Here is a 24,098-nt window from a genome sequence, read left to right as displayed (position 1 = left end):
TTAATCTTCCTTCTTATCTACCACAGCTTTAATTTTAGATGGGAGAGAGAATATATTTATAAATCCTCCAGCATCCTTTTGACTGTAAAGATCACTAGCTCCAAATGATGAAATTTCTTGATCGAAAAGAGCATGCGGTGCATCTACACCTGCTGTAATTACATTGCCCTTATATAATTTAAGTTTAACTGTACCTGTAACATTTTTCTGTGTAGTTTCTACAAATGCATCCAATGCTTCTTTTAATGTAGTAAACCAAAGTCCATCATACACTAATTCCCCATATTTTTGAGATACTATTTGTTTAAAATGGAATGCATTTTTATCTAAAGTTAATCCTTCAAGTTCCCTATGTGCTGCATAAAGAATTGTTCCACCTGGAGTTTCATAAACTCCTCTTGACTTCATTCCTACAAGTCTATTTTCTACCATATCAACAATTCCTATTCCATTTTCTCCACCTAATTTGTTTAAAGTTTCGATTAATTCAACTGGTTTAATTTCTTTTCCATTTAACTTTTTAGGCACGCCTTGTTCAAAATATAAATCAATATAAGTTGCTTCATCTTTTGCCTTTTCAGGTGGTGTAATCATCATATATAAATCTTGTTTAGGTTCATTCTTAGGATCTTCCAAATCTCCACCTTCATGACTTGTATGCCATAAATTCTTATCTACCGAGTATATCTTCTTCTTTGTTACTGGAACATCTACTCCCTTAGCATTTGCATAATCTATTGCATCTTCTCTTGATTTTATATCCCATATTCTCCAAGGTGCAATTATCTTTATGGAAGGATCAAAAGAAGCTATCCCAATTTCAAAACGTACTTGGTCATTTCCTTTTCCTGTACAGCCATGAGCTATATATTTTGCACCTTCCGCATGAGCTATTTCTGTAAGTTTTTTTGCCATTAAAGGTCTTGCAAGTGATGTACCTAACATATATTTTCCTTCATAAAGTGCATCAGCTTTTACAGCTTTAAATAAACAATCTGTTACAAATTCTTCTCTTACATCTTCTATGTAAACTTTAACTGCACCTGTTCTCAGTGCTTTTTTTCTAACTTCCTCCATATCATCTTCCTGGCCGACATTTATACAAACTGCTATAACATCTAAATCATAGTTTTCCTTAAGCCATGGAATTATTATAGAAGTATCTAATCCTCCTGAATATGCTAATACAACTTTATCTTTCATAATATTATCCTCCCACTATTATTGACTTATATTAACCAGTCAAATTTTTAATATAACTTATCATAATTTAATTTACATTCATAATATTCTAAACATTTTTGTTCTACTTTAATCTAATATTTTATTTGTAATAAGACATTTAGTTAAATTTACTATAGTCTTATTACAAATAAAAAATCAATTATTACTTTATTTAAGAACTTTTTTCAAAAATGATTTTGTTCTCTCTTCTTTTGGATGAGAAAATATTTGCTCAGGTCTGCCTTGTTCTACAATTTTTCCTCCATCCATAAATATAACTCTATCTGCTACTTCCTTTGCAAACCCCATTTCATGAGTTACAACGACCATTGTCATTCCATCTTTAGCAAGATCCTTTATAACATTTAATACTTCACCTACAAGTTCAGGATCAAGTGCTGAAGTAGGTTCATCAAATAACATTATATCTGGATTCATTGCAAGAGCTCTTGCAATTGCAACCCTCTGCTTTTGGCCACCTGAAAGTTTAGCTGGATAGTAATCCTCCTTGTCTGATAGTCCAACCTTTGCTAAAAGCTTTCTAGCCTTTTCTAAAACTTCTTCTTTTTTCTCCTTTTTTACAATTGAAGGTCCAATCATTACATTTTCTAAAGCAGTCATATGTGGAAACAAGTTGAAGTTTTGAAAAACCATACCCATCTTAGTAGTAATTTTTCTGAGTGACTTTTTATCCTTAGGATTTAATTCTTCTCCTTCAATAACTACTTTTCCTTCATTTATTTCTTCTAAATGATTTAAGCATCTTAAAAATGTACTTTTTCCAGATCCGGATGGTCCTATAACAACCAGCACTTCTCCTTTTTTTATACTAACATTTAAATTTTCAAAAACAGTTAAATCATTAAATTTCTTAGTTAAATTTGCAGCTTCTATCATAAACTGTTTGGGACTAAAGTCCACACAATTATTTGTAATCACATTCTCCATAAAATTTCCTCCTATACTTTTTTTACTTAATCATACACAGAAAGTTTCTTTTCAAATACAGAAAATATTCCTGTAAATACTGTAGTCATTAAAAGATATAATACTCCTGCTGTCAAAAAGACTTCTATAGGTTTAAATGTAGTTGCATACATTTGTTGAGCTGACCTCATAAGTTCAACCATTGCTATTGTAGATACCAAAGATGTATCTTTTAGCATTGCTATAAACTCATTTCCTACAGGAGGTATTATTAATTTAAAGGTTTGAGGCAATATTATCTTTCTCATAGTTTCTAAATAGTTAAACCCTAAAGCCTTTGCTGCTTCAAATTGTCCTTTATCTATAGACTGTATTCCACCTCTTATTATTTCAGCCATATAAGCACTGCAATTAAGTGAAAGTCCTATTACAGCCGCTTCAAACGGTGTAAGTTTTATTCCTATAAACGGTAAACCATAGTAAAAGAAAAATAATTGCAAAAGTAGTGGGGTTCCTCTAAATATCCATGTATAAAAACCTGATATAATCCTTAGCACAACATTTTTTGAAAGTTTTAAAAGTGCTAAGAGTATTCCAAGTATTGTTCCAATAACTATAGTAATAACTGTTAACTCTATAGTCATAACACTTCCCTTTAAGAGTACCGGCAATGTTTTAACGATAATTCCTATGTCCAATGTATTCACTCCACTTCAAATTTTTAAATTTAGGACAATAAGCTAGTTTTACCTATTGTCTGCTTACAAATATGCTGAATTATCTATTTGTATATATCTGTTCCGAACCATTTTACTGAAAGCTTTGAAAGTTCTCCCTCTTTTTTTAAATCATCTACAGCTTTTTGAACAGCACTTTGCAATTCTTTGTCCTCTTTTTTAAATCCTATTCCCATTGGTTCTTTTGTAAGCTTGTCATCTAATACTGTATATTTACCCTGCTTATCTTTATCTGATAAATAATATCTTCCAACAGGTTCGTCTACTATAACTGCATCTATTCTACCTATTAATAAATCTTGAAGTTCTTCTGTTGTCTTATCATATTTTTTTACTTCTTTTAATCCTTGTAATTTAGCTGCGACATTTTCACTTGTCGTTCCAAGCCCTACTCCAACAGTTTTGCCTTTTAAATCTTCTGACTTCTTTATAGCAGTGTTTCCATTTTTAACGATTATAATTTGAGAATCCATTAAATACGGATCGGAAAATGCTATTTCTTTTTTCCTTTCATCTGTAATACTCAATCCTGAAATTACAGCATCAAACTTCCCAGTTTTAAGTGCTAAAATTATTCCATTAAAATCAGTAGGTACAAATTCAGTTTTTACTCCTAACTTTTTGCCAATTTCATTTGCAAGATCTATATCAAAACCTTTCAACTCATTTTTACTATCTCTAAATTCCATAGGTGGAAATGAATCTTCTAATCCTATTTTAATTACTCCTTCTTTTTTTATCTTTTCTAATGAATTTTCCCCTTTAGATTGGCTTTGTCCAGCATTACTTGAACTTCCACAGCCTGCAAATAATACAGTAGAAAAAATAACTACAAACATCAAAGTTAATAGTTTCTTTAAATTTTTCATAATTTACTCCCCTTTTCAAAAGAACTTTAATTTTTAACTCCTTAAATCATATAATAATTATACAGCCGTTTTTATAAATATGCAATAGTTTTTTCACATTTTAATACACAAATTTGAATATATAAACATGTTTAACAAGATTCCTAGTCTTATATTATTAACTCTATTATACATATTATTGTATTTATATAAGTTTGATTATAAAATTATAATTCAAACAGTGATAAAACTAATGCCTTGCACTATATACTTTATTTTAATCATGCATAAATATCACTGTACCGCTGTAAAACATTTAACTTATTTATTATATTATATTTATAAGTAAAAGTCATTAAAAAAATAAGTAGAAATCTTTTAATATTAAATTAAAATTTTCTACTTATTTATAATATATAAAATTAATAAATTTATTCAGCTGCATAATAACTATATATAACTTTCTCTATACTTATCCATTATTCCCTTAAAGATTTGGCCTGTAGTATCTGGAGTATATACAATTGCATTAGCTCCTGCTTCAATAGTTTCCTTTATACTCTTATCATCTTTCCCACCTGTTGCAATTATAGGGAATTCAGAAAACCTACTTCTAACCTTTCTAACAACATTTGCAGTTTCCTTTCCTGCAGATATATTAAAGATTGTAGCACCGGATTCTATTCTCTTATCCAAATCTTCTTTTTCAGACACAACAGTAACACAACTATTGGAATATCTATTGTATCTCTTACTGCTCTTATAACATCATTTGAAGTAGGACTATTTACAACAACTCCCATTGCACCCTGGAACTCGGCATCTAAAGCTAAATTCACAACTCTTTTGCCCGTAGTAAGTCCTCCTCCAATGCCGCAAAAAACTGGAACATCAGATGCCGTCACAAGTACATGAGTTATAAGTGGTTGGGGTGTAAAAGGATAAACTGCTAGTATTGCATCTGCATTATTATTTTTTATAACAGCTACATCTGTAGTAAATACAAACGACTTTATTCTCTTTCCAAATACTTTTATACCACTTGCACTCCTTATTACCTCCGGCACATTTATCATATGACTTCTGAGTGTTCCCTTTATAGTTGGTATATATTTAGTACTTCTCTCCATAAGACATACCTCCATATTATTTTCATTAATATATATTTTATTATAAATTTTTTCAACTAGCCAGCAATTTTTTAATATATTATATAAAAATATCACAATGTAATTTGCAGCTTAATTAATATAAGGAATAAACCAACTAAAAATTTTTTATGCAGTCTTTAATTATTCATTTCTTTCAGTACAGCTTCTGTAAATGTTTGAGTAGTACCACATCCACCCAAATCAGCTGTTACACATTTGCCATCTGCAAGTACTTTTTCAGCAGCCTTTTCTATTTTATCTGCTGCATCAAATTCTTTTATATGTCTTAACATCATAACTGCTGATAAAATAGCAGCAGTAGGATTTGCCTTTCCTTTACCTGCTATATCAGGTGCAGATCCATGTGCTGGTTCAAAAACAGCACAATCTTCTCCTATATTGGCTCCAGGAACTAATCCAAGTCCGCCAACTAGCCCAGATGCCATATCTGAAAGGATATCACCATAAAGATTAGGCATTACAAGTACATCATAGTTTTCTGGATTTAATACAAGTTTCATGCTCATAGCATCTACTATGACATCTTCAAATTTTATATCTTTATATTCTTCGGCTATGTTCCTCGCACATCTTAAGAAAAGACCATCTGACAGCTTCATAATATTTGCCTTATGAACTGCTGTTACCTTTTTTCTTTTATTATCTCTTGCATATTCAAATGCAAACTTTATAATTCTATCACTAGCCTTTTTAGATATTATCTTAACACTTTCTGCAATATCTTCACTTACCATGTGTTCTATTCCTGCATATAAGTCCTCAGTATTTTCTCTAAATATAACAAGATCTACATCTTTATATCTAGATTTTACACCTTCATATGTCTTTATAGGTCTTACATTTGCATATAAATTTAACGTCTTCCTAAGAGTAACATTTACACTTCTAAATCCCTTTCCTACAGGAGTAGTTACGGGTCCTTTTAATGCTATCTTATTTTTCTTTATGCTATCTAGTACATATTCTGGAAGAGGAGTACCATATTCTTCTATAACTTCGGAACCTGCTTTTACTATGTCCCACTTTATATTCACTCCACTAGCATCTAATACCTTTTTTGCTGCCAAAGTAACTTCTGGTCCAATTCCATCTCCCGGAATAAGGGTAATATTATGTAACAAATTTTACACCTCCACAATTTTAAAAATCAAGAACATTCGATAAGCTTAAAGACAATTTAAGTTTAAATCAATCGAATGTTCTAAAATTATAAGCATTAACAAATACTTTAGTTTTTCTTATTCTTTACTAGGTTTAAAAGTCCGCCTAGTTTTATCATATTTCTTTGTCTTTCTGTAATTTCTAAAAGCATCTTATATTCTTCATTTCTAGTTTTATTTTTAACTATAACTTCACTATTATTCACTTGATCTAGCGCATTTTCTATAATTAGTTCATCCATTTCACCTATTTTGTCATAATCATTTAAATCACCAAATACCAAGGGTATTATCCCATTGTTTATTAAGTTTGCCTTGTGAATTCTAGCAAATGATTTTGCAAATACAGCCTTTATACCAAGATACAGAGGTGCTAATGCTGCATGCTCTCTGCTTGAACCTTGACCATAATTAACTCCTCCAACAATAAATCCACCATTATTTTCTTTAGCCTTTTTAGGAAAATCCTTATCACAAGGTGTTAAACAATATTCTGATAAATACGGAATGTTTGATCTATATGGTAAAAGCTTAGCATTAGAAGGCATTATATGATCAGTAGTTATATTATCTGAAACCTTAGTTAAAACCTTACCTTCTACCACATTTGATAGAGGTTTTGCCTTTGGAAATGGTTTTATATTTGGTCCTCTAACAACTTTAACATTTTCTCCATCTTCTGCAGGTGGAACTATCATATTATCATTTACTAAAAACTTTTCTGGAACTTTTATTTCAATATCGCATCCAAGTTTCCTAGGATCAGTAATATGCCCCGTTAATGCAGATGCAGCTGCAACTTCAGGACTTACTATATAAACTTGTGCTGAAACAGTACCTGATCTTCCTTCAAAATTTCTATTAAAAGTTCTAAGAGATACTGCATTAGTTGATGGAGACTGACCCATACCTATACATGGTCCGCAGGCACATTCTAGTACCCTTGCTCCAGCAGCTACCATACTTGAAAGTGCACCATTTTTAGCCATCATATTTAAAACTTGCTTGGATCCTGGTGAAATAACTAATGATACATTTTCATCTATTGTTTTTCCCTCAAGTATTTTTGATACTTTCATCATATCTACATAAGAAGAATTAGTACAACTTCCTATACAAACTTGATTTACTTTTATATCTTTAAGTTCAGATACAGGAACTACATTATCAGGACTATGTGGGCAAGCAGCTAATGGTTCCAAAGTTGATAAATCTATTTCTATTTCTTCATCATAACTTGCATCATTATCAGCTTTTATTTCAATAAAATCTTCTTCTCTACCTTGAGCTTTTAAAAATTCATGAGTAACTTCATCGCTGGGAAATATTGATGTAGTTGCTCCAAGCTCTGCTCCCATATTTGTTATAGTTGCTCTTTGAGGTACAGTTAAAGTTTTTACTCCTTCTCCAGAGTATTCAAATATCTTTCCAACTCCACCTTTTACAGTAAGTCTTCTTAAAATTTCAAGGATTATATCTTTTGCTGCAGCCCACGGACTTAACTTACCTTTTAAATTTACCTTCACAACCTTAGGCATATTTATATAATATTCTCCGCCGCCCATAGCTACAGCAACGTCAAGTCCTCCAGCACCAATTGCAAGCATTCCTATTCCGCCTCCAGTAGGTGTGTGGCTGTCTGATCCAAGTAAAGTGTCACCTGGTATTCCAAATCTCTCAAGATTAACTTGATGGCATATACCATTTCCAGGTCTTGAAAAGTATATACCATGTTTTTTAGCTGCAGTTTGAATATAAAGATGATCATCTGCATTTTCAGGTCCAGATTGAAGTATATTGTGATCTATATATGCAACTGATTTCTTAGTTTTAACTCTATCTATTCCAAGAGCTTCAAATTGAAGATACGCCATAGTACCAGTTGAATCCTGAGTTAAGGTTCTATCTATCCTTATTGCAATTTCCTGTCCTGGAACCATTTCTCCTTTCACAAGATGTCTTTTTATTATCTTCTGCGCAATATTTAGTTCCATTATAATATTACCTCCATTTATAAAATGTAATTTAACTTGCCCTAGTATCTTTTTTTTCTATAACTTCTGGCATAAGCTTTTCTACTAATAATTCTAATTCATTGTTTCCTATTATTGTAGTTCTGCCATTAACATACTGTTCGTCAACCCATTCTTTTATTTCTTTAACTCTAGAATCCCTTTTACCTACCTTTTCTTCGCCTTGTAATCTATAATAGGTATTTATCCATGCAGCTATTCCTGCAAGTCCAGAATATTGATTTACAGCAACAATTACAGGTCTATCAAGTATTTTATCTGTATCAAAAATATTGTATATCTCTTCGTCTTTTAGGATTCCATCTGCATGTATACCTGCTCTTGTAACATTAAATTGCTTACCAACAAAAGGAGTTCTAGGCGGTATATCATACTTCATTTCCTTTTTAAAGTATTGGGCTATTTCAGTTATAACATGTAAATTCATGTTTTTAGTTGTACCTCTTAATTGGGCATATTCAAATATCATAGATTCCAGCGGGCAATTACCTGTTCTCTCTCCTATTCCCAAAAGAGATGTATTTATTGCAGATGCACCATATAGCCATGCAGTGGTTGAATTGCTAACAACTGCATTAAAATCATTATGTCCATGCCATTCTATCATCTCTGAAGGTACTCCGCAATTAACTCTAAGACCATGTATCAATTCTTGTACACTTCTTGGAAGTGATACACCTGCATATGGAACACCTAATCCAAGAGTATCGCAAGCTCTTATTTTTATAGGTATACCAGATTCTTTAGAAAGCTTCATGAGCTTATTCACAAACGGCACTACAAATCCATAAAAATCAGCTCTCGTAATATCCTCCAAGTGGCATCTTGGACGTATGCCATTACTTAAAGCTTCTTCAACTATTTCAATATACATGTCCATTGCTTGTTGTCTCGTTTTACCTAACTTTTTAAATATATGATAATCTGAACATGACATGAGCATTCCTGTTTCTTTTATTCCCATTTCTTTAACTAGTTTAAAATCTTCTTTATTAGCTCTTATCCACGAAGTAACTTCAGGGAATTTATAACCTCTTTCCATACATACATTTGCAGCTTTTCTATCTTTTTCAGTATACAGGAAAAATTCTGTTTGCTTTATAATTCCTGAATTATTATCTAATTGGTGAAGATAATCAAAAATTCTAATTATCTGATCGGCTGAATAAGGAGGCATCGATTGCTGCCCATCTCTAAAAGTAGTATCCGTAATCCATATATCCCTTGGCAAATCCATAGGTACCTGAATTTGATTAAAAGTTACCTTCGGGATTTCAGAATAAGGAAATATATCTTTATAAAGATTAGGAACTTCCACATCTTGCAAAACATGTTCATACGAAGATTTTTTCATAATATCCATAATACCCTCCAACGTTATATTTATAAATTATTGGCTTGTTTGTTTTCAAGCCTTTTTTGCAATAATTATGTTATGGAAATGCATTTGTAAGTGTTTCAGAAATATCTTACAAATTTGTTTTTATACATTTTTATTGAATACTTATTCGTAAACCAGCTTATACTCTATTAATTGCAGTATAATTATTCTTATATTGTAACATTTTTATTCTGTATAAGCAAATATAAATTTTCATATTTTTGTAGGATATTTTATGCTATTATCATTTTAGGTGATTTTTCCGTGAAAAAGGATTTTTTTTCTCAAGATTGGCACTATATATTCATATATTAAATGCTAACATCAAATGTAGGAGCTTAAAATAAATATTCATCTAATTTAGCAAACTTTTATAAATTTAGCTGTTTAAAACCAGATGACTTGTAAATATTACTAATATCTACCTATTTAAAAGTTTTGGGAAGTGATTATTATAAATCTTTATAAACGATATCTTAAAATCATAGTTATATTTTTAATCTTTACTTTTGCCGCTGTAGGCTGTACTCATATTCAAACTTCATCAAATGTAAATAAGAATTATCTTAAAATAAATTACATTGATGTAGGTCAAGGTGACAGCATATTAATTCAAGTCAATAATAAAAATTTGCTTATAGATGCAGGTCCCAATGAAAATACTGATAAGTTGATTTCATTTTTAGACAAACAAAAAATACAGAAGTTAAATTACGTTATAGCTACTCATCCACATGAAGACCATATAGGGGGAATGCCTGCTGTGATAAAAAGATATTCTACTGATAACTTTTATGCACCAAAAGTAATTACAAATACAAAGTCATTTGAAGATATGGTAATTGCATTAAGAAATAAAGATATGAAAATATATGAAGCTAAATCAGGAATAACTTTAGATTTAGGTAAAGATGTTAACTGCAGTATAATAGCTCCAAATAGCAGCACTTATGAAAATTTAAATAATTATTCAGCTGTAATAAAACTATCATACAAGAATTGTAAGTTTTTATTTATGGGAGATGCACAGAAGCTAAGTGAACAAGAAATACTTGATAACAATATCGACATTTCTTGTGATATATTAAAGGTTGGTCATCACGGAAGTAATTCATCTTCATCAGAAGAATTCTTAGATAAGTCAGACCCCAAGATTGCTGTCATAAGCTGCGGTAAGAACAATGATTACGGGCATCCGCATAAAAAGACTTTAAAAGAATTAAAGAAAAGGAATATCCAAGTATATAGAACAGATCTAGATGGAAATATTATATTACTCAGCGATGGTAATAAAATATTCAAATATTAGACAGTATTTCAAAATCAACACTATACTTAAACACATCTAAAAATAAAAGCTGTAAAATTAAGTACTCTTTCTTAATTCTACAGCTACATATATCAACTTTTACAAAAAATAAAAATGGCTCCGCGAAAAGGATTCGAACCTTCAACCCTTCGGTTAACAGCCGAATGCTCCACCGTTGAGCTATCGCGGAACAATATGTTTTACACCTGGCAGCGACTTACTCTCCCGCAGGGTCTCCCCTGAAGTACCATCGGCACTGTAAAGCTTAACCTACCTGTTCGGTATGGGAAGGAGTGTTACCTTTACGTCATTACCACCAGATTAACTTTAAAAATTGCTATAAGCTTCACATTACTGCGTCAAAACTCTCTCTGCGGTGCTCATTTACATCACAGTAAATTCTGCTCCTCATTCAAGTTTTTCCTTGTACTGTTCGCTTCTATCGATTTTTATTGTTAATTGATACATATTGTATATCATTTTTATTGAGAATTTGTTCTCTCAAAATTGCACAGTATAGTTAAGTTAAAAGTTAAATTAAACGATTTTAGTTAATTTGGTCAAGCCCTCGACCTATTAGTATCAGTCAGCTGAACATGTTGCCATGCTTACACCTCTGACCTATCAACCTTGTGTTCTTCAAGGGGTCTTACTAGCTTGCGCTATGGGAAATCTAATCTTGAGGTGGGCTTCACGCTTAGATGCTTTCAGCGTTTATCCCGTCCCGACATAGCTACCCAGCCGTGCTCCTGGCGGAACAACTGGTACACCAGAGGTCAGTCCATCCCGGTCCTCTCGTACTAAGGACAGCTCCTCTCAAATTTCCTGCGCCCGCAGCGGATAGGGACCGAACTGTCTCACGACGTTCTGAACCCAGCTCGCGTGCCGCTTTAATGGGCGAACGGCCCAACCCTTGGGACCTACTTCAGCCCCAGGATGCGACGAGCCGACATCGAGGTGCCAAACCTCCCCGTCGATGTGGACTCTTGGGGGAGATCAGCCTGTTATCCCCGAGGTAGCTTTTATCCGTTGAGCGATGGCCCTCCCACGAGGTACCACCGGATCACTAAGCCCGACTTTCGTCCCTGCTCCACCTGTATGTGTCGCAGTCAGGCTCCCTTCTGCCTTTGCACTCTTCGAACGATTTCTAACCGTTCTGAGGGAACCTTTGGGCGCCTCCGTTACTTTTTAGGAGGCGACCGCCCCAGTCAAACTGCCCGCCTAACAATGTCCCGTGGCCAGTTTCATGGCCTCCGGTTAGAATCTCAGTACTGTCAGGGTGGTATCCCAAGGATGACTCCGCTAGGGCTGACGCCCTAGTTTCTAAGTCTCCCACCTATCCTGTACAGACAATACCGAAACTCAATGTTAAGCTGCAGTAAAGCTCTACGGGGTCTTTCCGTCCAACTGCGGGTAGCAAGCATCTTCACTTGCACTACAATTTCGCCGGATTTGCTGTTGAGACAGTGCCCAAATCATTACGCCATTCGTGCGGGTCGGAACTTACCCGACAAGGAATTTCGCTACCTTAGGACCGTTATAGTTACGGCCGCCGTTTACTGGGGCTTAAGTTCATACCTTCGCTTGCGCTAAGTATTCCCCTTAACCTTCCAGCACCGGGCAGGCGTCAGCCCCTATACTTCAGCTTTCGCTTTAGCAGAGACCTGTGTTTTTGCTAAACAGTTGCTTGGGCCTATTCTCTGCGGCCGTCCGTAAGGACGGCACCCCTTATCCCGAAGTTACGGGGTCAATTTGCCGAGTTCCTTAACAGCAATTCTTCCGATGGTCTTAGGATTCTCTCCTCACCTACCTGTGTCGGTTTGCGGTACGGGCACCAGTTTCCTCCATAGAGACTTTTCTTGGCAGCGTGGAATCGGATACTTCTTTCTTAGAAAAGAAATCCCTGTAACACCTCAACTAATCCCAGCGGATTTACCTTCTGGGCACGTCTAAGTGCTTAGACACACATCCAACAGTGTGCACATCCTATCCTCCTGCGTCATCCCATCTGTCAAATGGAAGCTGGCGGTATTGGAATGTCAGCCAATTGTCCATCACCTACGCCTTTCGGCCTCGGCTTAGGTCCCGACTAACCCTGGGAGGACGAGCCTTCCCCAGGAAACCTTAGGTTTTCGACCAATAAGATTCTCACTTATTTCTCGCTACTTATGCCAGCATACTCACTCCTGTACAGTCCACCGCTCCTTACGGTACAGCTTCAATCCATACAGGAAGCTCCTCTACCACTCTTTCGAGTCCATAGCTTCGGTGGTAAGTTTTAGCCCCGGACATTTTCGGCGCAGGATCTCTCGACTAGTGAGCTATTACGCACTCTTTAAATGAGTGGCTGCTTCTAAGCCAACATCCTAGTTGTCTTAGAAATCCCACATCCTTTACCACTTAACTTACACTTTGGGACCTTAGCTGATGATCTGGGCTGTTTCCCTTTTGACCGCGGATCTTATCATTCGCAGTCTGACTGCCGAGATACGAGTATATGGCATTCGGAGTTTGATAAGGTTCAGTAACTGTTTTCAGCCCTTAGCCTATTCAGTGCTCTACCTCCATTACTCAATCTCGACGCTAGCCCTAAAGCTATTTCGAGGAGAACCAGCTATCTCCGAGTTCGATTGGAATTTCTCCGCTATCCACAGCTCATCCCATGGTTTTTCAACACCAACGCGGTTCGGACCTCCACGGAATTTTACTTCCGCTTCATCCTGTCCATGGATAGGTCACTCGGTTTCGGGTCTGCAGCATGCAACTAGTCGCCCTATTCAGACTCGGTTTCCCTTCGGCTCCATACCTTAAGTATTTAACCTTGCTGCATACCGCAACTCGCTGGCTCGTTCTACAAAAAGCACGCCGTCGCACTTAAATGTGCTTCGACCGGTTGTGGACACACGGTTTCAGGTTCTATTTCACTCCCCTTCCGGGGTTCTTTTCACCTTTCCCTCACGGTACTGCTTCACTATCGGTCACCAGGTAGTATTTAGCCTTGGGAGGTGGTCCTCCCAGCTTCCCACAAGGTTTCACGTGTCTCGTGGTACTCTGGAATAGATCTAACTTAAATTTCTTTTTATTTACAGGGCTTTTACCTTCTGCGGCGGAGCCTTCCAGCTCTCTTCAATTAGGAAATAAAAGTGTTTATGATCTACCCGCAACCCCAGGAACAAGTTCCTGGTTTGGGCTCTTTCTCTTTCGCTCGCCGCTACTTAAGAAATCGATTTTTCTTTCTCTTCCTCCGGGTACTTAGATGTTTCAGTTCCCCGGGTTTGTCTCTATAAACCTATGAATTCAGTTTAAAGTACATGACGTTAGTCATGTGGGTTTCCCCATTCGGAAATCTCCGGATCACAGGCTATTTGCGCCTACCCGAAGCTTATCGCAGCTTATCACGTCCTTCTTCGACTCCTGGTGCCATGGCATTCACCATGCGCCCTTTGTAGCTTGACCTTTAAGTTAAAAATTACTACTAGCTTCGCAATACTGCTTCAAAACTCTCCCTGCGGTGCTCATTTACATAAGTAAATTCCGCTCCTCACTCAAGTTTTTCATTGTCTTGCTCGCTATTATTAATTTTTGTTTCATAGTTGATATATTATTACATCAACTATAACTATAAGAATCTTTTAATTCTACAAAGTACGATTAATTATATTAATCTTTATTCAGCATAAATATTCTTTTTAGAATAAATATACATGAATATGCTTTACTTTTAACTTATTTTCTCTGTGCAATTTTCAAAGAACAAATGGTGGGCTTAAATGGACTCGGACCATCGACCTCACGCTTATCAGGCGTGCGCTCTAACCAGCTGAGCTATAAGCCCTTATGGTGGAGATAAAGAGACTCGAACTCTTGACCCTCTGCGTGCAAGGCAGATGCTCTCCCAACTGAGCTATACCCCCATATAATTAAGAACAATATAAATCAAACAGAGTATCGATATTAAACCAGTCTTTTAAGATAGAATTAACTATCTTACGACTCCTTAGAAAGGAGGTGATCCAGCCGCAGGTTCTCCTACGGCTACCTTGTTACGACTTCACCCCAATTATTAACCCCACCTTCGGCCGCTGGCCCCTTACGGTTGCCCCACGGACTTCGGGTGTTGCCAACTCTCATGGTGTGACGGGCGGTGTGTACAAGGCCCGGGAACGCATTCACCGCGGCATTCTGATTCGCGATTACTAGCAACTCCAGCTTCATGCAGGCGGGTTTCAGCCTGCAATCCGAACTGAGGTGAATTTTGAAGTTTGGCTCACCCTCGCGGGTTTGCATCTCTCTGTATTCACCATTGTAGCACGTGTGTAGCCCTAGACATAAGGGGCATGATGATTTGACGTCATCCCCACCTTCCTCCCGGTTAACCCGGGCAGTCTCACTAGAGTGCTCAACTTAATGGTAGCAACTAATGATAAGGGTTGCGCTCGTTGCAGGACTTAACCTAACATCTCACGACACGAGCTGACGACAACCATGCACCACCTGTCTCCCTGCCCCGAAGGGCTTCCCTAATTACAGGTAATTCAGGGGATGTCAAGTCTAGGTAAGGTTCTTCGCGTTGCTTCGAATTAAACCACATGCTCCGCTGCTTGTGCGGGCCCCCGTCAATTCCTTTGAGTTTTAATCTTGCGATCGTACTTCCCAGGCGGAGTACTTACTGCGTTTACTGCGGCACAGAAGGGGTCGATACCTCCTACACCTAGTACTCATCGTTTACGGCGTGGACTACCAGGGTATCTAATCCTGTTTGCTACCCACGCTTTCGTGCCTCAGCGTCAGTTACAGTCCAGAAAGCCGCCTTCGCCACTGGTGTTCTTCCTAATCTCTACGCATTTCACCGCTACACTAGGAATTCCGCTTTCCTCTCCTGCACTCTAGATATCCAGTTTGAAATGCAGTCCCCAGGTTGAGCCCGGGGTTTTCACATCCCACTTAAATATCCGCCTACGCACCCTTTACGCCCAGTAAATCCGGACAACGCTCGCCACCTACGTATTACCGCGGCTGCTGGCACGTAGTTAGCCGTGGCTTCCTCCTTTGGTACCGTCATTATCGTCCCAAAAGACAGGGCTTTACAATCCGAAAACCTTCATCACCCACGCGGCGTTGCTGCATCAGGCTTTCGCCCATTGTGCAATATTCCCCACTGCTGCCTCCCGTAGGAGTCTGGACCGTCTCTCAGTTCCAATGTGGCCGATTACCCTCTCAGGTCGGCTGCGCATCGCTGCCTTGGTAAGCCGTTACCTTACCAACTAGCTAATGCGCCGCGGGCCCATCTCAAAGTGGATTTCTCCTTTGGTTATTTTACCATGCGATAAAATAACTTTATGCGGTATTAATCTCCCTTTCGGGAGGCTATCCCCCTCTTTGAGGCAGGTTGCCCACGTGTTACTCACCCGTCCGCCGCTAGATCCATTCCCGAAGGAATTTCTCTCGCTCGACTTGCATGTGTTAGGCACGCCGCCAGCGTTCGTCCTGAGCCAGGATCAAACTCTCAATTTAATTTCTTATATATAAACTCTTTCCAGAGTTTCAAGTTCAATTTAAGCTCATTTACTTACTTTTAAGCTGTTTCCACAGCTTTCAAAAGAATTGCTGGTTTATTATTCTCTTCTCTGTTTGATTTTCAAAGTTCATTACCACTTACATGGCTTTCTTAGAATATCACATCTAAGAAAAGTTGTCAACATCATCTTTCAAAAGTTTTATGAACTTAAGCATGATGTGTTTTGACGACATGAACTATTTTATCACAAATGTATTTAAAGCAAGAATAATTTGTCCTCATTAAATTGATTTATAACTTATTATTTTTACTATTTCTCCTTAATGCTCTCCTTTATATATAAAGATACACTAGGAAACGTATATTAACTGAAATTCATAATATAAAAAACAGAGGACAGAGGACAATGAAGGTTAATTTTTTGCTAACGCAAAAAAATCCTTAAATTTATATAAGTTAGCAATGTTTCGCTTTAGTGAAACGAGCTATAAAAAATCCTCCTTCTCTGTCCTATGTCCTGTTCTCTCAAAAATGTTGATAATATCTTCAGTACCAAAAAGAGATGAAGTTTCAAAACTTCATCTCTTTCTTATTAAAATACTGCCTTAAAATTAAACTGTTAATACTTTGGTAAATGTAAGTACCAGTATAAGAATTCCAACAAATATTCTATATACAGCAAATACTCTCATAGGTTTTCTCTTTAAAAAGTTTATAAACTTATCAACAACTATAAGTGCTACAATAAATGCTACGACAAAAGCTACAACTAGTGCTTCAATTTGAGAAACATTCATTGCAATTTTTACTTTCAATAATGAATATCCACTAGCTGCAACCATTGTTGGGATAGCTAGGAAAAATGAAAATTCTGCTGCTGCAGAGTTATTCAATCCGCTTACCCATCCTCCCATTATGGTAGATGCAGAACGAGACATACCTGGCCACAGCGATAAACACTGGAAGCATCCTATTTTAAATGCTTGTACAATATTTACATCATCTATATCTCTTATCGTGTTTCCTTTTCTGTACTTATTCTCCATAAAAATCATCAAAAAACCGCCTACAACTAATGCACATGCTACAGTAAAAGAATTAAATAACTTTGCCTTAATAATATCATTAAGTAAAAATCCTAATACAGCTGCGGGAATAAAAGCTACTAGCATATTAAACCAAAGCTTAAATCCCCATTTTCCTGGTTTAATATTTAATAGTGAACCTTTGATCTTTTGCCAGTATAAAACAACAATTGCTAGTATTGCTCCAAGTTGAATTACAACATCAAACATATCTATATATGCTTTAGGATACATAGGAGCTTTAAAGTTTATTAAATTTTCTACTATAATCATATGTCCTGTTGATGAAATCGGTAGAAACTCTGTTATACCTTCTACTATTCCTATTATTATAGCTTTAAATATAAGTATAAAATCCATTTTTCACACTCACTCTCTAATACATTTTTATTTATCAACAATAATCATTATTATACTATCTTTATTTATACTTACACAAGCATGAATATATAGGAATACATTAAATATTATGCAGACTTCACTGTATCATTAGGCGCAGCTGGTCCTGCATTTATAATAGATTCAGGTACGTGCTTGAATTTTTTAAAATTTTCTTCAAACTTATGTGCTAAATATACTGTCTTATCAATGTAATCTTTTTTGTTTTCCCAAGTATTAATAGGATTTAAAATATAACTAGGAACGCCTGGACATTCTTGTGGAACCAAAACTTTAAATATTGGATGCTCTACAAACTTAACTTTTTCAAGTTTTCCATCTATGGCTGCATTTATCATAGCTCTAGTATATGACAATTTTATTCTACTTCCTTTTTTAAATCCCCCACTTAACCATCCTGTATTCACAAGATATATATGTGTACCATACTTGTCTATATTTTCTCCTAAAAGTTTGGCATATACATATGGATCTAGAAGCATAAATGGCTCACCAAAACAAGCAGAGAAAGTAACTTTAGGTTCTACTATACCTCTTTCTGTACCAGCAACTTTACTTGTATATCCTGATATGAAATGGTATAAAGCAGCTTCTCTACTTAATTTTGATATAGGTGGTATTACTCCAAATGCATCTGCAGTTAAAAATATTATAGTCTTAGGAACTTTCCCAATTCCATCCTCTTTAACATTTTTTATATACTCTAAAGGATAAGCTGCTCTTGTATTTTCAGTATACTTATTATTATTGTAGTCAACTTGTCTATGAGAATTAACCACAACATTTTCTAGAACAGTTCCAAACTTTATAGCATTATATATTTCTTTTTCTTTATCTTTATCCAATCTTATAGTCTTAGCATAACATCCTCCCTCAAAATTAAATACACCTTTATCACTCCAGCCATGTTCATCATCGCCTATAAGCTTTTTTAAGGGATCTGCAGACAAAGTAGTTTTCCCCGTACCAGATAGTCCAAAAAAAATAGTTGTGTTTTGATTTTCATCAATATTAGCAGAGCAATGCATTGGCATAACATGTTTCTTAGGTAATAAAAAATTCATAATTGAAAATACAGCTTTCTTTATTTCTCCACAATATCTTGTTCCGCCTATAAGAACTATCCTTTTATCAAAATTTATTATAATAAAAGCCTCTGAGTTTATCCCATCTTCTTTGCCTTTAGCTTTAAATCCTGGTGCAGATATTATACTAAATTCAGCTTTAAAGTTATCTATTTCATCTAAATCTAGTTTTCTAAATAAATTAGTTGAAAATAATGCTTGAGAAGCATACTCACATACTACTTTTATAGGTAAAGAATATTCCTTAATTGCCCCTACAAATCCATTAAACACAAATAAGTCCTTATCTTTTAAATATTGAATAACATCTTTATACAAATTATTGAATACTTCTTCACTAATAGGTAAATTTACATCTCCCCAATTAACTTGGTGAGCAGTACTTTTTTGTTTAACTATAAATCTATCCTTAGGTGATCTTCCCGTATACTTACCTGTATTTATAACGAGTGCCCCAGTATCTGATAACTTGCCTTCCCCCCTTTTTATTGAAAGCTCAACAAGCTCACTTACAGATAAGTTCTGATATAAATTTTTATACTCTTTTATATTTAAATAATTTAAATCGGTACACATATTACTACCCCCAAATTACTAATAAAATAATTTTACATTACAGCACATTGTATAGGATTTCTAGGTTGCAGCTTAACTTACACTCCGGGAAATATATACAGTCCTGCATATAAGTTAACGCATGAACTAGAAACCCTATAAATACTTCTGTGTAAGATATAAGTGCTGCACTATTTAATATAAATGATATACTATTTTATTGTTTTTGTATACACCTATTTTATTCGAATATTCCTGAAACTTATACATAAAAATATGATTTATATTTAATATTTTGTGACTTATCACCAAGAAAGGTGTTTATTTCGACTTTTACTGGAATTTAAGAGCTAAATCCCTAGAAGTTAAACCTTAGATTATAATTTTAGTGATGTAAAAAAGTCAATATTGTATTATAATATTTAAGGGCTGCATGTAAAATTTAGATTAATACTTTTATTTATATAAAAGGGTGGTGTTAAAAATTAATATAAAATCTTTTTTCAGTATAGTTATTTCTAAAGTTATAATAAAACTATCAAAAGCATTATTTAAAGGCGGTACTAATTTTCCTGGAAAAGTAGCTCTAAAAATAGATAAGAACATATTAAAATGTATATGTAAAGATTATAAAGTTATACTCGTTACTGGAACTAACGGAAAAACTACAACCACTAGTATGATATATCATATCTTAAAAGACAGCGAAAAACATGTTATTACAAATAACACGGGTGCAAACATGCTTCCAGGAATAGTTTCCTGTTTTGTGGAGCATTTTTCTTTTGCAAGGTGTTCTGAAACAAAGTATGCAGTCATTGAATGTGATGAAGCTAACGTAAGATTATTTACTAAGTTTGTAACACCTGAGGTTGTAACTATAACTAACTTATTCAGAGACCAACTTGATAGATATGGTGAAGTATATACAACTTTGCAAAAGATAGTAAGTGGTATTAAGAATGTTCCAATGACAAACTTAGTTTTAAACGGAGATGAATCATTACTAGGTGATCTAGGACTTCCTAATAGAACATTATATTATGGTTTTAAATGTTCAACGAATAATGTTAAGACCGTTGATATCAATGCAGATGCAAAGTTTTGTAAAAAGTGTAAAAGTCCATATAAATACAACTATTTAACTTATAATCACCTTGGTGACTTTTATTGTGAAAACTGTGGTTATAAAAGACCTAATTTAGATTACGCCGTAGAAGAAATAAAAGAGCAAACTCCTCAAGGTTCGCTGGTTGTAATAAATAATAAGGAGTATTACATAAATCAACCTGGGACTTATAACATATATAATGCATTATGTGCTTATTCAGTATCAAAAGTATGCGGTATAGAAGACCCTATTATATTTCACTCATTAAAGAATCAGCAGAGCAGTTTTGGAAGACAAGAAACTATAGAAATAGATAACAAAAACTTAAATATAATTCTTGTTAAAAATCCAGCTGGATATGATCAAGCTATAAATACAATAGGTTTAAACAAAAAAGCATTTAATTTATGCGTACTTTTAAATGATAATTATGCTGATGGCAGAGATGTATCTTGGATATGGGATGTTAAATTTGAGAAGTTATCTACATTCAACATTGATAAGATCATGGTTTCAGGTATAAGACTTTACGATATGGCAGTAAGACTAAAAGTAGCTGGAATTCCAGATGAAAAATTTATTATGTGTAATGATTATGAAAAATTATTACATGAAATAAATTCCTGCGGCAATGGCACAATATATGTACTTGCTACTTATACTGCCATGATAAGTTTTAGAAAATTTCTAAATTCCAAAGGTTATATTAAAAAACTTTGGTAAATAGTTAATAAAGGAGTGTAATCTAATGGAGCTTAATATATGTCATTTGTATCCAGACTTATTAAACGTATATGGTGACATAGGAAATATACTTATATTAAAGTACAGAGCAGAAAAAAGAAATATAAAAGTTAACGTATTTAATGTTTCTATAGGTGATCCATTTGAACCCCAAAAATATGATATAACATTTTTTGGAGGAGGACAGGACTATGAACAATCTATAGTCTCTGACGATTTAAATCAAACCAAAAAATCAGGTTTAGTTGAATACATAAACAATAATAAGATATTCTTAGCTATATGTGGAGGATATCAATTACTTGGAAAATACTACACTACTCCTCAAGGGGAAGAACTCGAAGGGCTTAACATACTTGACATATATACAAAAGGTGGAGACACTAGATTTATAGGTAATACTGTCATCTTCAATGAAGAATTTAAAGAATACTATGTAGGCTTTGAAAACCACTCTGGCAGAACCTATATAGGCAGCTTAAAGCCTCTTGGAAAAGTTATTGCCGGATATGGAAATAATGGTGAAGATGGCTATGAAGGCTGTATATACAAAAATTGTTTTTGCACTTATTTTCATGGATCATTACTATCAAAAAATCCAGAACTAGCTGATAGATTAATATCCTCTGCCTTATCTAGTAAATACAATAAGGATGTAAACTTAGAACCAATAAATGATACTCTTGAAATTAAGGCTAAAGAATTTATTATAAATAGAGAAAAATCAAAAAAATAAACTGAAAATCAAGTTTATAGATATAATACCAACTTATTAGTAATATTAATAAGTTGATTTTATATCTATAGTTTTTTATTTATTATACCTTCCTTCATCATTTTATTTTCTTCTTCCTTCGTCAGGTCATCAAACGTCCTAAAAACAAATCCTTCACTTTTTAAATATTTTATTATATCTGGAAGAGCTTCTACGGTAAAATACTTATAGTATGTATCATGCATTAGTATAACTGCAACCTTTTTATTTTTACATTGTGTCATAACATTGTTTTTAATTTTGTCTACAGCAACTACATGACTTTCGGCATCCCCAGAACAAACATTCCAATCAATATAATTTATACCTACTTTATTTAAAGCACTAGTAATACACCTTATATTATCTTTACTTGTAGTCTGGTTAGTTGACCCACCAGGCAGTCTTACGTAATTTATTGGATTTTTACCTGTTATCTTATTTATACTAATCTTACAGTTTTCATAGTCCTTTAAATAAGAATCTACATTCTCATAAACATTTTTATAATCATGTGAGTAAGTGTGTATACCTATACTCATGCCGCTGTCACTTATTTCCTTTAAGGCTTGTGGATTTTCCTCTGATTTAATTCCAACTACAAAAAATGTAGCTTTTACATCATTGTCCTTTAAAACTTTTAATATTTTTTTAGTATTATTTACAGATGGTCCATCATCAAAAGTTAAGAATACTTCCTTTTCGTACATTGGTACAGTATTGGTTAGCGGTGGCTCATGTTTTTCATTTACTGAATTTGAAGTTAGTAGATTATCATTTCTTTCAGGAGAATATTTTTCATCTTTAATTTTAAATGGTGTAAACATAAAAGTAACTAACAATAAAAAAATAAAGGCACTATATATAAATGAATAAACAACTTTTTTCATAGAAACACCTTCTCTTATTTAATCCATATATATATATTAACCTTTATTCAATAAATGATTATAGTAACTAAATTCATGTCTAGTAATTACATACCATCTTATGAAACTTAATCATTAATATCCATTAGGATGACTTTCATGCCACTTCCATGCAGTAGCTATTATACTCTGAAGAGAATCATACTTTGGCTTCCATCCCAGTTCCTTTTTAGCTTTTTCAGAAGAAGCTATTAAAATTGCAGGATCACCTGGTCTTCTTTCTGCAATTTCAGCTTTTATACTTTTTTCTGTAACTTTTCTAGCCATTTCAACTACTTCTTTTACAGAAAATCCTTTTCCATTTCCAAGATTATATACTGAACTTTCTCCTCCTCTTTTAAGTCTTTCTAGTGCAAGAAGGTGAGCAGAAGCTAAATCTGTCACATGTACATAATCTCTAACGCAGCTTCCATCCTGTGTATCATAATCATCTCCAAATATCTTTATTTTTTCTCGCTTTCCAGAAGCAGCTTCAAGAATAATAGGAATCAAGTGAGATTCTGGATTATGATCTTCTCCAATTTTTCCGCTTTCATGTGCTCCAGCTGCATTAAAATATCTAAGTGCAGTATACTTAATACCATAAGCCTTATCACACCATTTAAGTATTTTTTCAACAGCAAGCTTTGATTCTCCATATGGATTTACCGGGCATGTTTTGTCCGTTTCAACTATTGGAATACTTTCTGGTTCACCATAAGTTGCAGCTGTAGATGAAAATACTATGTACTTAACATTATGATTTTTCATTGCTTCCAAAAGATTAACAGCAGAACTTATGTTGTTTTCAAAGTATTTCAAAGGATTTTGGACACTCTCACTAACTAGAGAATATGCAGCAAAATCTATTACTGAATCTATGTTATTTTCGCTAAAAACCCTATCTAAAATTTCTTTATCTCTTAAATCTCCCAAGTAAAATTTTGTATGAGCAGCATCAACAGCTTCTTTATGTCCTTTTTCAAGATTATCTAATACTATTACGTCTTTATTATTTTCTATTAAGTAAGCTGCCATATGACTTCCTATGTAGCCAGCTCCTCCACATACCAAAGTTGACATATAATTATCTCTCCCTTATAGCATTATTTGTTACTTATCATTAATTATATCATAATACCCTAAAT

The 24,098-nt window shown here is 34.4% G+C and carries 14 protein-coding genes, 3 tRNA genes, 3 rRNA genes and 1 pseudogene; 3 read left to right on the top strand and 18 right to left on the bottom strand.

Annotated features, from left to right (window positions below; genetic code table 11):
* From EBB51_RS01900 to EBB51_RS01865, 8 genes and pseudogenes are all read right to left on the bottom strand, one after another.
* The gene (locus EBB51_RS01900; protein ID WP_123052887.1) at nt 1–1,203 is read right to left on the bottom strand and encodes an argininosuccinate synthase; all 1,203 of its coding nucleotides are present in this window, start codon (nt 1,201–1,203) and stop codon (nt 1–3) included.
* Between the two features lie 189 nt (nt 1,204–1,392).
* Nucleotides 1,393–2,172, bottom strand: a complete 780-nt coding sequence (locus EBB51_RS01895) for an amino acid ABC transporter ATP-binding protein (RefSeq protein ID WP_123052886.1) — start codon at nt 2,170–2,172, stop codon at nt 1,393–1,395.
* Between the two features lie 26 nt (nt 2,173–2,198).
* Complete coding sequence (locus EBB51_RS01890) at nt 2,199–2,849, bottom strand: amino acid ABC transporter permease (RefSeq protein ID WP_123052885.1); 651 nt, start codon at nt 2,847–2,849, stop codon at nt 2,199–2,201.
* Nucleotides 2,850–2,932: 83 nt separating this feature from the next.
* On the bottom strand, nt 2,933–3,757 hold the full coding sequence (locus EBB51_RS01885; RefSeq protein WP_123052884.1) for an ABC transporter substrate-binding protein: 825 nt from the start codon (nt 3,755–3,757) through the stop codon (nt 2,933–2,935).
* Between the two features lie 429 nt (nt 3,758–4,186).
* Nucleotides 4,187–4,881: pseudogene (locus tag EBB51_RS01880) on the bottom strand (hydrolase).
* A 143-nt stretch (nt 4,882–5,024) separates the two neighbouring features.
* On the bottom strand, nt 5,025–6,029 hold the full coding sequence (locus tag EBB51_RS01875) for an isocitrate dehydrogenase (NAD(+)) (RefSeq protein WP_123052883.1): 1,005 nt from the start codon (nt 6,027–6,029) through the stop codon (nt 5,025–5,027).
* A gap of 107 nt (nt 6,030–6,136) precedes the next feature.
* On the bottom strand, nt 6,137–8,062 hold the full coding sequence (locus EBB51_RS01870; RefSeq protein ID WP_123052882.1) for an aconitate hydratase: 1,926 nt from the start codon (nt 8,060–8,062) through the stop codon (nt 6,137–6,139).
* A 31-nt stretch (nt 8,063–8,093) separates the two neighbouring features.
* Nucleotides 8,094–9,467 (bottom strand): 2-isopropylmalate synthase, encoded by a 1,374-nt coding sequence (locus EBB51_RS01865; protein WP_207667296.1) that lies wholly within the window; start codon nt 9,465–9,467, stop codon nt 8,094–8,096.
* Between the two features lie 496 nt (nt 9,468–9,963).
* Here EBB51_RS01865 and EBB51_RS01860 point away from each other — a divergent pair, with 496 nt between their 5' ends.
* Nucleotides 9,964–10,791: a ComEC/Rec2 family competence protein gene (locus EBB51_RS01860; RefSeq protein ID WP_243103934.1), complete on the top strand. Its 828-nt coding sequence runs from the start codon at nt 9,964–9,966 to the stop codon at nt 10,789–10,791.
* Nucleotides 10,792–10,906: 115 nt separating this feature from the next.
* On the opposite strand, the gene EBB51_RS01855 is transcribed toward EBB51_RS01860, so the two are convergent.
* The 8 genes from EBB51_RS01855 to pckA form a co-directional block, all read right to left on the bottom strand.
* Nucleotides 10,907–10,981, bottom strand: a tRNA-Asn gene (locus tag EBB51_RS01855).
* A gap of 14 nt (nt 10,982–10,995) precedes the next feature.
* A 5S ribosomal RNA gene (rrf, locus tag EBB51_RS01850) occupies nt 10,996–11,112 on the bottom strand.
* Between the two features lie 235 nt (nt 11,113–11,347).
* Nucleotides 11,348–14,247: ribosomal RNA gene (locus EBB51_RS01845) — 23S ribosomal RNA — on the bottom strand.
* Nucleotides 14,248–14,549: 302 nt separating this feature from the next.
* Nucleotides 14,550–14,626: transfer RNA gene (locus EBB51_RS01840), tRNA-Ile, on the bottom strand.
* A 3-nt stretch (nt 14,627–14,629) separates the two neighbouring features.
* Nucleotides 14,630–14,705: transfer RNA gene (locus EBB51_RS01835), tRNA-Ala, on the bottom strand.
* Between the two features lie 87 nt (nt 14,706–14,792).
* A 16S ribosomal RNA gene (locus tag EBB51_RS01830) occupies nt 14,793–16,305 on the bottom strand.
* Together the 16S, 23S and 5S rRNA genes with 3 tRNA genes alongside form the textbook arrangement of a ribosomal RNA operon.
* Nucleotides 16,306–16,920: 615 nt before the next feature.
* Nucleotides 16,921–17,754, bottom strand: coding sequence for an undecaprenyl-diphosphate phosphatase (locus EBB51_RS01825; RefSeq protein ID WP_123052880.1), 834 nt, complete (start codon nt 17,752–17,754; stop codon nt 16,921–16,923).
* Nucleotides 17,755–17,861: 107 nt separating this feature from the next.
* Nucleotides 17,862–19,454 (bottom strand): phosphoenolpyruvate carboxykinase (ATP), encoded by a 1,593-nt coding sequence (gene pckA, locus EBB51_RS01820; protein ID WP_123052879.1) that lies wholly within the window; start codon nt 19,452–19,454, stop codon nt 17,862–17,864.
* Nucleotides 19,455–19,908: 454 nt separating this feature from the next.
* On the opposite strand from pckA, the gene EBB51_RS01815 reads away from it, so the two are divergent.
* Nucleotides 19,909–21,267 (top strand): Mur ligase family protein, encoded by a 1,359-nt coding sequence (locus EBB51_RS01815; protein ID WP_123052878.1) that lies wholly within the window; start codon nt 19,909–19,911, stop codon nt 21,265–21,267.
* Nucleotides 21,268–21,292: 25 nt separating this feature from the next.
* Nucleotides 21,293–22,024 (top strand): type 1 glutamine amidotransferase, encoded by a 732-nt coding sequence (locus EBB51_RS01810; protein ID WP_123052877.1) that lies wholly within the window; start codon nt 21,293–21,295, stop codon nt 22,022–22,024.
* A 65-nt stretch (nt 22,025–22,089) separates the two neighbouring features.
* On the opposite strand, the gene EBB51_RS01805 is transcribed toward EBB51_RS01810, so the two are convergent.
* Nucleotides 22,090–22,932, bottom strand: a complete 843-nt coding sequence (locus EBB51_RS01805; protein ID WP_123052876.1) for a polysaccharide deacetylase family protein — start codon at nt 22,930–22,932, stop codon at nt 22,090–22,092.
* 114 nt (nt 22,933–23,046) lie between these two features.
* Nucleotides 23,047–24,033, bottom strand: coding sequence for a UDP-glucose 4-epimerase GalE (gene galE, locus EBB51_RS01800; RefSeq protein WP_123052875.1), 987 nt, complete (start codon nt 24,031–24,033; stop codon nt 23,047–23,049).
* Between the last annotated feature and the right edge of the window lie 65 nt (nt 24,034–24,098).

This window comes from Clostridium sp. JN-1, assembly GCF_003718715.1.
Taxonomy (GTDB): domain Bacteria; phylum Bacillota; class Clostridia; order Clostridiales; family Clostridiaceae; genus Clostridium_AV.
This window is presented reverse-complemented; position numbering and strand designations above follow the sequence as displayed.